7 protein-coding genes are annotated in these 13,850 nt (G+C 41.3%); 2 read left to right on the plus strand and 5 right to left on the minus strand.

Going from position 1 to position 13,850, the window contains the following annotated elements; translation table 11 throughout:
• The first annotated feature begins 135 nt into the window (after positions 1 to 135).
• Both WAA86_RS13170 and WAA86_RS13175 read left to right on the plus strand, forming a co-directional pair.
• The gene (locus WAA86_RS13170; RefSeq protein WP_337301482.1) at positions 136 to 3,042 is read left to right on the plus strand and encodes a PEP/pyruvate-binding domain-containing protein; all 2,907 of its coding nucleotides are present in this window, start codon (positions 136 to 138) and stop codon (positions 3,040 to 3,042) included.
• Position 3,043: 1 nt separating this feature from the next.
• Positions 3,044 to 4,303, plus strand: a complete 1,260-nt coding sequence (locus tag WAA86_RS13175; RefSeq protein ID WP_337301483.1) for a serine hydrolase — start codon at positions 3,044 to 3,046, stop codon at positions 4,301 to 4,303.
• Positions 4,304 to 4,306: 3 nt separating this feature from the next.
• Here the strand turns inward: WAA86_RS13175 and WAA86_RS13180 are convergent, their stop codons facing one another.
• From WAA86_RS13180 to WAA86_RS13200, 5 genes are all read right to left on the minus strand, one after another.
• The gene (locus WAA86_RS13180; protein ID WP_337301484.1) at positions 4,307 to 7,138 is read right to left on the minus strand and encodes an Npt1/Npt2 family nucleotide transporter; all 2,832 of its coding nucleotides are present in this window, start codon (positions 7,136 to 7,138) and stop codon (positions 4,307 to 4,309) included.
• Between the two features lie 224 nt (positions 7,139 to 7,362).
• A complete protein-coding gene (locus WAA86_RS13185) occupies positions 7,363 to 8,127 on the minus strand; it encodes a serine hydrolase (protein WP_337301485.1) in 765 nt (254 codons plus the stop codon).
• A 495-nt stretch (positions 8,128 to 8,622) separates the two neighbouring features.
• Positions 8,623 to 10,380 (minus strand): efflux RND transporter periplasmic adaptor subunit, encoded by a 1,758-nt coding sequence (locus tag WAA86_RS13190; RefSeq protein WP_337301486.1) that lies wholly within the window; start codon positions 10,378 to 10,380, stop codon positions 8,623 to 8,625.
• A gap of 96 nt (positions 10,381 to 10,476) precedes the next feature.
• Positions 10,477 to 11,187 carry a PepSY domain-containing protein gene (locus WAA86_RS13195; RefSeq protein WP_337301487.1) on the minus strand — a complete coding sequence of 237 codons (711 nt, stop codon included), beginning with the start codon at positions 11,185 to 11,187 and terminating at the stop codon, positions 10,477 to 10,479.
• Between the two features lie 83 nt (positions 11,188 to 11,270).
• The gene (locus tag WAA86_RS13200) at positions 11,271 to 13,772 is read right to left on the minus strand and encodes a heavy metal translocating P-type ATPase (protein WP_337301488.1); all 2,502 of its coding nucleotides are present in this window, start codon (positions 13,770 to 13,772) and stop codon (positions 11,271 to 11,273) included.
• Positions 13,773 to 13,850 lie beyond the last annotated feature (78 nt).

Consider the following 13,850-nt stretch of genomic DNA (forward strand, 5'->3'; position numbering starts at 1 on the left):
AAGACAAATACCTCTTTACCCTCTAGGAAAACTGTCCCATACCCTTAATTCATTGAAAATTCTTAGATTTATAAAGCCCAATTTCTAAAATTGGCATTAGATTTGACTATCAATCGTATGTATATACCCTATTACATGAAAAAATTACTTCCAAGTATTATCCTCCTGGTATTTATTTGTTCAACCGCAGTTGCCCAAAAAGTCTCGGACAAGCAGATTGCCGAACAGGTTGCCCTTTATAAAAATGATATAAGGGGTCCCTATAAGGATATCCGTTGGTTCTGTACCGATGGGAGCATAAGGCAACCCAAAGACCCCTGCCCAAAAGAAATAGGTCCAGGGGTTCAGCATGCCCGCTATAAAGATGCAGTGGTAAACCTTGGAAAAAGCAACCACATTTTCTTGGGACAAATTTTGGCCTACACAGATAAACAAGATTTTTGGGACGCCGAGCACAACCACTCCCGTCTAAAACAATATCAACTGGAAAAATACCTGAGAAGTGTAGATGACGGTTGGATCCTTAGAAGGGGACAATTCTATAGGGGTTCCGTTCAGGCAGAAGATGAGGAAGCGTGGGGAATTGATTTTTACCAATGGTTATTGGCCAAGGATGATGTCGTTGCTCAGAATTTTTACTTGATCCGCCAATCCTTAAAGGCCATACCACATAAAGGAGATGACAACCTGGCCCAGCTAATGAGGAGTCAGTCTAAAGTTCTTTCAGATCTGTATGAGCCTTTTATGGATTTAAGGGTCAAGATACACAGTCAGCCAGAATTTGGGGATATAGATAAGGTGAAAGCCTTCCAAAACAAGAATGCAACCAAATTAACTCCAGAATTAAATTCAAAATTCAATGAATTGGTCACTACCATGACCAATTTTTACAAACCCATAGATATCAAATCACTTTCTGATAAGGCCACCCTTTTAAAAAACACGCCACTGGGTACAGTCATAAGTGATTATGTGTCCAACAATTACGAATCTTCGGATATTTCCCTTTTGGTGCCCGCAACAGCGCAGGTAATTCTTGAAATCAGAAAAGGACTTTTGAATGAAAAGAGGCCTTTGGCCCGACTCCAATTACTCGATATATCCTTAAAACTGGAGGAATTGATATTCAAATCATCCCCAAATTGGCAACCCGAAGAATTGGAAGGCCTATTGGAAAAAATATGCTATCTGGGCATGGCTACGGCCGGCTCTGGATATATAGAACTGCATGAATGGGAGCAGATCAATGGTGGCATACAGGCATATCACAACCCAAATATGACTTTGGCAGAACTGAATTCCCTTCTCGAAACCGCCAGAAGGGAAGTGGAATGGAGCGCTTCTATGGTCAAGGCCAACTATGAGGATATCGTTAATGAGTACACGGCCTTTGAGCCAAAGGCATACGGATTTATCGATGACAAAATACGTGGATCCATTGCCCTTAATCTCGGGGAAAGTGTGGGGCAACTGGGCGACTTTATTGCGAAGGAATCTTCCCTTTCCAACAAGGTACTGGATATACCCAACCAAAGTGCCCTACGGGGATTGAATCCCGGATATGCCTATGGCGAACTTGTCGTCATTGATGGTACTTCAGATGATATTGAAGTATCCGCCGATAAGATCTACATCTTCCAACGTCCCCCATCGGACCTTAAGCCTGTAGCGGGGATAGCTACAGTTTCTGAAGGAAACATGGTTTCACACGTTCAGCTACTAGCGCGAAATCTGGGAATTCCCAACGCGGCCCTTTCAGATCAAAATCTACAAAGCCTCAAGAGGTTCCATGGGGAAAAGGTTTTTTATGCCGTTTCCAATAAAGGCAATGTCATTTTAAAATTAGAAAGGGAAATGACCGAGGAAGAACGCTCCCTATTTAGCAAAAAAGAGCGGAGCACCGAAAAAATTGCTGTTCCTATTGAGCAGATCCGATTGGACGAGACCAATATTTTGAATTTAAGAAGCGTAGATGCTTCGGACTCTGGCAAACTTTGCGGCCCCAAAGCCGCCAACTTGGGCCAGCTCAAGAAAATGTTCCCCGAAAAAGTAGTGGAAGGTCTTGTCATTCCTTTTGGAATTTTCAGGGTTCATATGGACCAAAAAATGGAAGGCCAGGCTATCTCCTACTGGAAATTTCTTAACGATATGTTCAAGGAGGCAGAAAAAATGAGGTCACAGGACATTGCCGAGGCAGAAATTGAAAACTACCAATTGCGACAACTGGAAATATTAAGGGCCGCCATCAAGAAAATGCCATTGCAACCGCAATTTGTAGATCAGTTGGAACGGGAGTTCCAAGCAATCTTAGGCAAAAAGTTAGGGGAAATCCCTGTATTCCTGAGAAGTGATACCAACATGGAAGATCTTAAAGATTTTTCAGGGGCAGGCCTTAATCTAACCATCTTTAATGCTGTTGCCCGAGAAAAAATAATACAGGGCATCAAAGACGTTTGGGCTTCACCCTATACCGAGCGTAGCTTTAAATGGAGACAAAAATATTTATTGAATCCGGAAAATGTATTTCCTTCAATTTTGGTGATTCCTAGTGTAGATGTGGATTACTCTGGGGTAATGATCACCAAAGGTATCAGCTCTGGAAACAACAAGGACCTGACCATTGCTTTTAGTCGTGGTGCAGGAGGTGCCGTGGATGGGCAATCTGCAGAATCTTATTTGATCAAAGATGGTGGTGGTGAGGAATTACTGGCACCGGCAAGGGAGCCATTCCACAATACCCTTCCGGTCACTGGGGGAACAGGTAGAAAACAGGTGACATTTGAAAATGCCATTCTGAATGCTCAAAACATCAAAGAGATCAGGGAATTGGCAAAAACCATAAGGGAAACAATGCCCAAAACAGCCGAGTCCGAATATAAGGGAGCTTACGATGTAGAAATGGGCTTTGAGGATAACAAACTATGGCTTTTCCAGATCAGACCTTTTGTAGAGAACAAGAAAGCTTTGAGTTCTGGATATCTGGAGTCCATTACCCCAAAAATAGACACCACTAAAAAAATTGCACTTTCAAAAAAAATATAAAATGAAAAAGTACTTTAAATATTGTGTTCTAATACTGGTCTGTTCCGCCTTTACTACGATGACGTATTATCCTATTGATGGGTACGAAATGACAGGAATCAAAAGGTTAAAAAGATTGGAACTTATTAAAAGTGGGGAATTAAAGGACAATACTACCCTACCTCCAGGTGCATTGAAATCATACTCTGAAATAGAACTCAACTTACTTTCACGAAGCAAGGACAGCGTTGAGGCACTATTGGTAACCGATGCCAATTTCCAAAAAGAGATCAGTGGCTTGTTCAGGGGATTGGACAAAAGTTATTCCCTGACCGTGTTGGACATTTCGGACCCGGACAACATACGCTATGCAGAAAGGAACGAAACTTCCGGTTATCAGCCGGGAAGTGTGGGTAAAATAGCCGTTTTAAATGGCCTTTTCACCCAGCTGGCCAAAATTTATCCCGATTCTTGGGAAAAACGAACAGCACTATTAAGGGATAAATCCGTCAAAGCCGGTGTTTGGGGGTTGACAGATGAACATACCATCCCCATCTACAATATTGAAACCAAAAAACTGGTAAAAAGACAGGTAATAGCCAGTGATGTTTTCACGCTATACGAATGGGCAGACCACATGATGTCCGTCAGCAACAATGGGGCAGCCAGTATTCTTTGGAGAGAGGTCCTATTGATGGCCGCATTTGGTCAGGATTATCCGGAACTCACCCAAGAACAGGCAGATGCCTATTTTAAGACAACCCCTAGAAAAGAACTAACGGATCTTGGGAACGATGTAGTAAACCTTCCCTTACGAACCTTGGGAATCACCACCGATGAATGGCGTTTGGGGAGTTTCTTCACCAAAGGGGCAAATACATATGTGGGTGATAAAGGAGGTAGTATTGGGACTCCCATTGGACTAATGAAATTTTTGGTTCAACTGGAACAGGGCAATGTGGTGGACAAAGAATCGAGTTTGGAAATGAAACGATTGATGTATATGACGGACCGTCGCATACGATATGCCCAATCCCCCGTGCTGAAGGAAGCAGCGGTTTATTTTAAATCTGGAAGTTTGTATAAATGTGACCGGACCAAAGGGGAAGCATGTGGCAAGTACATGGGAAATGTAAGCAACTTTATGAATTCTGTGGCCATCATAGAACATCCAGACAATTGCCGGTACATGGTAGTGCTGATGACCAATGTTTTACGTAAAAATTCTGCCACGGACCATATGATGCTGGCCTCCAGCATTGATAGGATTGTGAGGAAATAATAATTAGACCTTAAGGCTGCCCAATATTTCGGCAGCCTTAATTCTTATTTTTTCGTTCCTGTCTTCCAAGGCCATCTCCACTAGTGGAACAAACTTAATGTCGTTGGTCTTTTCTATCAAATAAAGCACAGCCTGCTTCAGTTTCACATCCTTTCTAACCAAAAGTGCATGATAGCATTCGGATTCACTGAAAACCTTGAGGTTCAGTTTTTTTATCTGTTCTTCGGAGATAGTCTCCATTAGGGTAGATTCTGCAACAGGAATGAGTTCCTTTTTTAATTGGTTGTCCAAAATATTTTCCAAAAACTCAACAGCATGGACACGCTGTTCCTCCTTACCATTTAAAATGGTGTTTAAAATGGAGTCGATATCATTGGGAGGATATTTGATCCCCAAAAATCTAAAAATACGTTGCAGCTGCCGATCCAACCGTTGCTCCAATAAATGGATCAGTCCATTTCTGGCCTCGTTCTCCTCCAAAGATTCCGGACTTTGATCCTTCTTCTTGTATTGTATGACAATTTGGGAATGGATCACAGATAAGGTATTTTGGTACAAATTGCATTCGTCCAATATTTTATCTACCACAAAGCGATCTTTGATCTGCAGATTGGGATATTTCCATTTCAGTCTTTTGAGGGCCTCTATAGCCTCAATTTTTATGGAATGCTCCGTATCTTCCGTGATTTTTATCAAGGTATTAATTGCCTTTTGGGAGGCAAATTTTTCTATGACGGGAACGATATAAATGGCATCTTCCAGATCAATATGCTCATTACGAATGGTATCGACCATGATATCCATGATGGGTTCCCCAAAATTAAACAATGCTTCCGTAGCTACTTTCCTGGAGTCCTTTTTTGAAAGGTGGGGCACGATGAGGGCTATAAACTCCTGATCTAACGTTTTTGAGGCGCTTTTAATGGCAACATTCAAGAATTCCGTTTCCTCCCCATGCAACTGTTGCTTTATAATATCGTAATAACGGTCCACCTTGGCATTACCAATTGCCTCTAGGATAGCAAACATTTTATTCCTTTTATGCTCCCGTGATTCCAATTTTCCGTACTGTTCCAAAGCCATCCCTATTCTATTGGCCAAGCTGAACCGCTCTTGTAATCTCGTATTGTTGCGCAACTCTAGTGAGAGGCCTATCAAAGATGCATTGGCAATGGTGGCATCGGTACTGTTCAGATATTTATTAAAGAGTTCCAGCGTGTCATTATCGTAATTTTTCAGGAGATACCTAAAGGCCGCTGTAGTGACATGTTGGTCTTTATCGTGGACCATGGATTCCATTTGAAACGACAGATTTTGCGTTTTAAGAAAATATAGGTTCTCTATGGCCAATGCGCGCACCGCCGCCGATTCATGTCCCAACAATCCCTTGATCGCATAAAAAAAACGTTCGTTCTTGACCTCCAGCGTTTTCTGCAGCATATGCAGGATCTGCCCTTCTTCCCCAGAATGAAAAACCCTGATCACGGTATCTACAATAGAGGTAACGGGAATTTCCTTTCGATCGCTCTTTTCTTTTTTGGTATGCGCTGTTTCAAGTAAATTTTTAAAGGAAACAATATACTCCCTTCGCAAATGGTATATAAAATATAGCCATACTGAAATAAGGGCAATGATGATCAAACTGATGTAGGTTGAAGAGATATCCAATCCGTTGATAAAAAATATCAAAATGAACCCTGCCAGCCCCGTGGCAATGCTATCCACCACAACATCTGTAAATGTTTTGGTCTTCTTTTTGGTTTCAATGGGAATTGGTATGGACAAAAGCTCTGTGGCAGCCTTGTTCACGGATTGTTTTAAACTACCATCCACCACCTTGATAAACACGATTACCCATAATTGAGGGATCAATAAGAGGATTGCGGATCCCACAAGGATTCCAGAGGGCAGCCACAACAACGACTTTCCAACTCCAAAAGTACCAACGATCCGTTGGGTCAAAAATAATTGTACCAAAAGCGATATGACACTTAAGGTGGAGAACCAAAATCCGAAAAATGAAGTCAAATCATCCTGATTGTCAATTAGTCGGGATGCGTAATCACTGTATTGGTAATCCACCAACTTGGCCACCAGCACACTAATACCTATAACAATCGCTATTAAGCTCAATAGTTTATCTTGACGGATCAATTTAAAAGGCGATTCACCTTTGGGGTCTGAACGTTGTGAAACTTGAAATGCGTTTAGCGGGACTACCTCGTTTTTCCAAATATACCTTGTAATGGGCAAGCAACATATCAATAAAAGTGCTGCAAAAAACAACAAGTTTTCCGAACTGATAAAAGTGGTCAACAAGGAGGTTAGATATCCGCCAAAGATTCCCCCGGCAATAGCTCCGGCCCCTATAAAGCCAAAAACCCGCTTGGCTTCCCTAACATTATATACCAGGTTGGCAAGAATCCAGAATTGGGAAGCGGTAAGCAAACCAAAAATAGCAACCCATATATATGGGATATACAGGATAAACCCTTTGCCCAATTGAAAATTAAAGGCAATCCCGAAAATCATCAGGGAAATTACCGATCCGATCAATGTCCGTTCAATGACTATATTCAGTGGAAATTTTTCAAGGATCCTGTCATAAAAATAAGAACCTATGATAGCCATGATAGCTGTAAGAACATAACCCAATGGGAGGGCGTCCGAAGTAAGTTCTGAAAGAAATAATGAATTGATGGTTGGCTTTACAATGAGTAAAGTGGTGATCAATAAAAAAATATTGAGTTGTAGTAAGAGTGTTTTATAAAGTTCTTCCTCCTTTATATCAAACACTTTTAGAACATAACCCTTTAAGGTATTTAGAATCAGCATGTAGATTGTACTTCTTTTACTAATTAAAGTAACGTGGTAAAGACTACCCCCGAAAAAATGGCATAAGGTCTCCGTTACTTCAAACCATAAAGGTAGCTAAAGAATATACACTACCAAAGGAGTTAAAAAACAAAATGGAGATACTAAATGTAGCCCCATCGGTCTCTCCCAAAAGCGGTTTTAATGTGTTTATGAAATTTAGCTTATCCCAAAAGAGCGAGTCGCTATAACATGGTATTTCGCAGGGCCCTTTCAACAGGTTTTACAAGGTCCCTAATGATCTGCTCGCCTCCTGCATCATCCACAAGGGCTACCAGGATGTATCTTCTGTTGGGTTCGTTGCCCCATACCAAAATGGAATCTGAATGGTAGGTCCTCCATGAACCGGACTTTCTGAACAGACGGGCCGTTGGCGCGATCTGATCCAAGGTGTTTACGAACTTATGGTGCAACTCGGGGTTTTCCATGATGGCCAACATTTGTTTGGACCTTTTTTCATTGACCAATTGGCCATTGGCCAAAAGATAATAATACCTGCAAACTTGTGTAACAGTAGCAGCGTGACTCAAATTTTTAAGCGGCTCCCTATTGGTATCGCCACCTCCGCCATATCGTTTGCCTACCCAAAGGCCGCCACCCAATTGTTTGTCGTAGAATTCATATTTGGGATCCGTCATAACGGACTCTATTTTTTCATATCCCAGGCGATCTATCATTCTGGTTGAGGCCTGATTGTCAGATTTACTGATCATTAAGCGCATATCCCTTTTGATCTCTGCAGTTTCCATAAGCTCTCCTTTATCTATAGCATCCATGGCAGACAATAAAATGGCTATTTTGGGAAGACTGGCGGCATACATCATATAGTTGCCATTGACCCTTGCAAATTTGGCATTGTTGGGGTCGTTGAGATCCACAATCCCTACAGCCATTTTCTTTTGTTCGATCAACCTTTTCCAATGAGGATTGGACATCAGCTGCTTTTCCAAATTGCTTTGTAAACGCGAGCTGAAAAGACTTTGAAGGGGTTTAATAGTAGAATTATCCACTTGTAAGGGCAAATCGTTCTGTGCGTATACTCCTGTTACGCATAAGCAAACAATCCATAGAAGTTTCAAGCTTGTTTTCATCAATAATTCTTTCTAAATAAAACGCTACAAATGTATTTAAATTACAATATGATATACTGTTAATTTTCGAGGCCAAAAAAAATTAAAAACCCCAGCAAAATCAAGGGATTTCAAAAAATCAGCACTTAAAATTGTTAAACTTATATACGATTTCAATCCGAAAAAAGTCTTTTAGAGACAAAAAAAAATCCAAAAAAGTCGCTTTTAGATCAAAAAATTCTTAGTTATAAGATACAAAAAACCAGTAAGTTATAAAGATATCCCCTATTTTATTTTAAATATTCTCCAAGTGGTAAGTCTTTCTTGTATTATTCAGGGGCAAAATTTTATTCCGTGATGTAAAATTTATGATACCTACTGGGCAATCACCTGCTTTACCGCACCGCAGGTCAACATAGCATCACCATAATAGGGGTTTAGGATTTCCTTTTCCCAACTCAACCAATCAGCACCCTTATTCTTATTGGCCATAGGGCAATTTTGCACATACAAAGTGCTAGGTAGGGCCTTTAAATTAGTAGAAATGGAAATCATTTTGGCCGAAAGGGCTATAAAATGGTTTCTTTGACTTTCAATTTTATTACCGCTGGAAATGGCATCCAACATTTGCCCGATGGTATCCAAATGATCTATGGTCCTTTGGTCCAACCCGGTTTTTTTGAGCTGTTTTAGCCTTGCCAAGGCAATTTTGGACGTACTACGAGCTTTGTCCCCATTTGAAGATACCAGCGCATTTTTTATTTCCATGTAATATTCCAAAATTCCCATGAACTCTTGTTGAAAAGATGCTGGCATTTGTATTTCAGTCTGCCCCACTGCCCCTATTGTACTCATCGGCATAGCTGTATGGCCTTCATGACCGGTCATGGTCTTAGCCCCAACTTGATTCATCATGGACTTTTTGCCCTTCAATTGGGCCGCAGCATCCACAGTAAAGGTACCATTGACTACAATTTCCACACCGTTTTCCAATCCTTCCAGGACTTGATAAAAACCATTATTCACATTTCCCAAAGTCACTTCTCGCATTTCAAATATTGGTTGATTCTGATCGCTTTTAATATAAACTACTGATCTCTCCCCTGTCCATAGTACTGCACTTTCCGGAATTGCAATACCATCGCTTTTTTGGCCGGACTCCATGGCCACCGTGCCCGCCACAAACATTCCTGGTTTTAGCAGACCATCCTTATTCTGTATTACGGCCCTTACCTCAACGGTACGCTTATCGGAGTTTAAAATGGGATTTATAAAAGATATTTTAGCTTTGAAATTTGTATTCGGATAGGAATTTGGCACAACAGTTATTATCTGGTCCTTATTTAGACTACTTACTTGATTTTCATAAGAATCAAATACCGCCCATACCGAGCTTAAATTTGCCAAACTGAACAAAGGGGCACCTTGTTTTATATAATCGCCTTCTTCCACCATTATTTTGGAAACTGTACCGGTAATATTGGCATACACGGGAAAATTTTCATTGACCTTGCCCCTAGATTCTATCAGTTCGATTTGCTTATCAGATAGCTTCCATAATTTCAATTTGTTTCTCACAGCCTTGTACAAGGCCGGTTGAGATTCTTTTAGGTTGGATGCAGTGAGCAGTTCTTGTTGTGCGGATACCAATTCTGGAGAATATATCGCGGCCAATAGCTGCCCCTTTTTTATTTCCTCCCCTTCAAAATTAACATATAGCTTTTCTATCCTTCCGCCAAAATAGGCTGCTTGCGTACCGTTGATCTCTTGGTTTTCCTCTATTTTGCCCGAGAGTTTTAACGCTCCAGATTGCACCTTACCATCACCAACTACCATGGTTTTTATATTGGCAAGGGCCATGGCATTTTCTGTCATTTTAAATTGTCCGATCGACAAACCGTCCGCCCCGGATTCTGCAGGAATTAGGTCCATGCCGCAAATAGGGCAATCTCCAGGTTCTGGTTGCATAATTTGTGGATGCATGGAACAGGTCCACATTTTTCCGCTCGCTATCTCCTCACTATGGTCATGTTCCTCAGAATTAAGATTATTGTCATGACCTCCAAAAATAAGGTATCCCGCTAATAGCCCTCCAAGAACTGCCAACACTATATATAAACTATTTTTTTTCATCGATCTAATTGATTTTAAATATTAGATTCATTTCTTTTAATTCTTATTCTATCCTGACAGCTAGTCTTTTTCACTAATCATCACTATCGGATCAAACTACATTTTCTTTTTACCAAACCTGTTCCGTATCGTTGGGGAACTAACATACCACAAGGTAAACCCGCTTAGTACCGTGACCAACCCCAATAAAGAAAAAGCCCTTAAAATTATGTTGTTGAAGTCGTCCCTACCCTCATAATCCATAGTATGCGTCATCCATAAAAAATCGAACCAACGCCAATCCCTATGACGTAAGGTTTTAAAGGAACCATCAGCAATAGAAACATATGCCTTAATATCCTCAGCGGTATCAAAGGAAATAACATATGCCGGTAGGGGACCGCCTCTATACTCATGATGTTTCCCCGTTGCTGTAATACGCTCCACCTCTTTTACCCTTAATCCAGGGATCATATTTTTTTTGACGACCATCAAAGCCTCATCTTTTGAAATTTCTTCTTTCAAAACTCCCGTTGTAGCATTGAACATCTGATCTCCGTTTACCAAATAGTACGGAGTCCCACCGATATCTTGCAAGGAAAGGGATGTGATTTCCAATGGACTTATTATCTCTGATGGACTGATCAAATTGTCAAAGGATGAAAGCGCCATATCTTTTTTTCGGAAATGGTCCCCATGGATCTCATCAATATCTGTCCAGCTAAAATACATCCCACTTATGGTCCACATTAAAAATTGAATCCCTAGAAAGAGCCCTAAATAACGGTGCACCTTTCTAAATTTTCTTATGGTCTTTCTTTTTATCATTACATTTAAAATAGGTTGGTCAAATCTTAGTTATTTTTAATCCTGTTCTACTGTATAATTTAAGCTATCAATTATAGTATTGGTTAGTTAATAGTTGTAGTTCGCAATCTCAGGGCATTGGCAATCACAGATACCGAGCTAAAACTCATTGCCGCAGCGGCTATCATTGGAGATAATAAAACTCCAAAAACCGGAAACAGTACTCCGGCCGCTATGGGTACACCTAGGGTGTTATAGATCAATGCAAAAAATAAATTTTGTTTGATGTTTTTCATCACCTTATCACTCAGGTTTCTCGCTTTGACTATTCCGTTTAAATCTCCTTTTACCAGAGTTATCCCTGCACTTTCAATGGCCACATCCGTACCTGTGCCCATGGCAATACCTACATCACTTTTTGCCAATGCCGGGGCATCGTTGATTCCATCTCCGGCCATGGCCACCACCTTACCACTTTTTTGAAGTCGCTCCACTTCTTTCAATTTGTCCTCCGGCAACATGGAAGCCTTAAAATCTGCCAGGTTCAATTCATGTGCTACTGCTTGGGCAGTTTCGTGATTATCTCCTGTTAACATGATCACCCCTATGCCTTTTGCCTGCAATTCTTTGATAGCTGTGGCGCTGGTCTGTTTTATTTTGTCACCAATCACGATATAGCCAACACCTTCTTTATCTATGGAAAGATAAGAGACTGTTTTGCCCTGCTTTTGATGGAACATGGCTTTATCCCTCATGTTCTGGGGAATCACCGCACCGGCATACTCCATCATTTTATCATTGCCCAGTGCCACCTTTTTTCCACGAACGATTCCTTCAACGCCTTTCCCAATAACAGCATTAAACCCTTCTGTTTCGAAAAATTCAACACCTTGATCTTTACCATAAGCAACTGTAGCCTCCGCCAAGGGGTGCTCACTATATTGATTTATGGAAATAATATGTTGAAGTACTTCCTTATTGGAATATTTGTCACTTGTAGCACCGACCGTTTCTACGGTAGGTTTGCCTTCTGTTAAAGTTCCTGTCTTATCCACGATCAGGACATTTACTTTGGCCATCTTCTCCAAGGCCTCGGCATTTTTGATCAGCACTCCGTTCTGGGCCCCCTTCCCTACTCCTACCATTACGGACATGGGCGTAGCCAACCCTAAAGCACAGGGACATGCTATAATCAATACGGCAATGGCATTTACCAGTGCATACACATAGGCCGGATCTGGTCCCCATATGGCCCATACCACGAACGTAATAAGAGAGATCAAAACAACCACCGGAACAAAATATCCTGAAATAGTATCTGCCAGTTTTTGGATTGGGGCCCTGCTTCTACTAGCATCGTTCACCATCTGTATAATTTGCGCTAGTAAGGTGTCGGACCCGATCTTTTCTGCCTTCATCAAAAAGGACTGGTTACCATTGATTGTTCCACTGCTCAAGGAATCTCCCACCGCCTTATCTACTGGAATGGGTTCGCCTGTGATCATAGACTCATCAACAGTGGTGCGTCCTTCGGTCACTGAGCCATCCACAGGGATTTTATCCCCTGGCTTAACACGTAGTATATCCCCCAAGGCGATAGCATCTATGCTAATTTCCTCTTCCTTTCCATCTACTACCCGTATGGCCTTGTTGGGGGCCAATTTCAACAACTCCTTTACGGCAGAATTGGTCTTGCTATGGGCACGGGCCTCCATTACCTGTCCCATTAACACCAAGGTTAAAATAACCGTTGCTGCTTCAAAATAGATATGTACGGTTCCAGTTTCGGTCTTGAATTGATCTGGAAAAAAATCTGGAAAGACCAAGCCAAACACGCTAAATAACCATGCCACCCCTGCACCAATACCAATGAGGGTGAACATATTGAGGTTCCATGTCTTTATAGATCGGTAGGCCCGTTCAAAGAACATCCAAGTGGCATAAAAGACTACGGGGATGGATAACACCAATTGCATCCAATTCCATTTTTTAAGATCCAAAATCGCGTACAATGGATTATTGGGTACCATTTCTGACATGGCAATCAAAAAAATAGGAAGGGTGAAGCCCACCGCTATCCAGAATTTTTTCAATAACTTTTTATAATTTTTCTCCTCCTCGGAAAGGTCTGCCTGTAAGGGAACCAAGTCCATCCCACAAATAGGGCATGAACCTGGGCCGTCTTTATCAACCTCCGGATGCATAGGACAGGTCCATTGCTCCAATGTTGAGGCGGATAAGTTTTGTTCTTCCACCAAATCCATTCCACATACGGGACAATCACCAGGTTTGTCATAGGTTTTATCCCCCTCACAATGCATGGGGCAATAATAGATACCCGTACCTTTTCCTTTGGGCACTTTTTGTTTGGTCATGGCAGATTTCGAAGTTTCCCCTGGAAGATGTATGGTGTAGTGTCCCCCGGCTTTTTCCAAGGCAGTTTTAAAAGAATCCATTGGAATATGCGAATCCATTTCAATAACGGCCTCTGCTTTTTCCAGATCAACGGAAGCACTGACCACGCCGTCCACTTTTTGCAAAGTATTTTCGACATGAGTACGACACCCATTGCAGGTCATTCCATGAATTTGATAGGTATGTTTCATTTGATGCTTGTCGTTAAATACATGTTCGTTTTACCAATTTGATCCTCTTACTACTAAAGATACTTTGATTACTACATA

The sequence above is a fragment of the Sediminicola sp. 1XM1-17 genome, assembly GCF_037203765.1.
Taxonomy (GTDB): Bacteria; Bacteroidota; Bacteroidia; order Flavobacteriales; family Flavobacteriaceae; genus Sediminicola.

Coding starts and splice junctions, on each gene's coding strand:
- WAA86_RS13175 (WP_337301483.1), top strand. CDS start 3,044: ATGAAAAAGTACTTTAAATATTGTGTTCTAATACTGGTCTGTTCCGCC.
- WAA86_RS13170 (WP_337301482.1), top strand. CDS start 136: ATGAAAAAATTACTTCCAAGTATTATCCTCCTGGTATTTATTTGTTCA.
- WAA86_RS13195 (WP_337301487.1), bottom strand. CDS start 11,187: ATGATAAAAAGAAAGACCATAAGAAAATTTAGAAAGGTGCACCGTTAT.
- WAA86_RS13200 (WP_337301488.1), bottom strand. CDS start 13,772: ATGAAACATACCTATCAAATTCATGGAATGACCTGCAATGGGTGTCGT.
- WAA86_RS13190 (WP_337301486.1), bottom strand. CDS start 10,380: ATGAAAAAAAATAGTTTATATATAGTGTTGGCAGTTCTTGGAGGGCTA.
- WAA86_RS13180 (WP_337301484.1), bottom strand. CDS start 7,138: ATGCTGATTCTAAATACCTTAAAGGGTTATGTTCTAAAAGTGTTTGAT.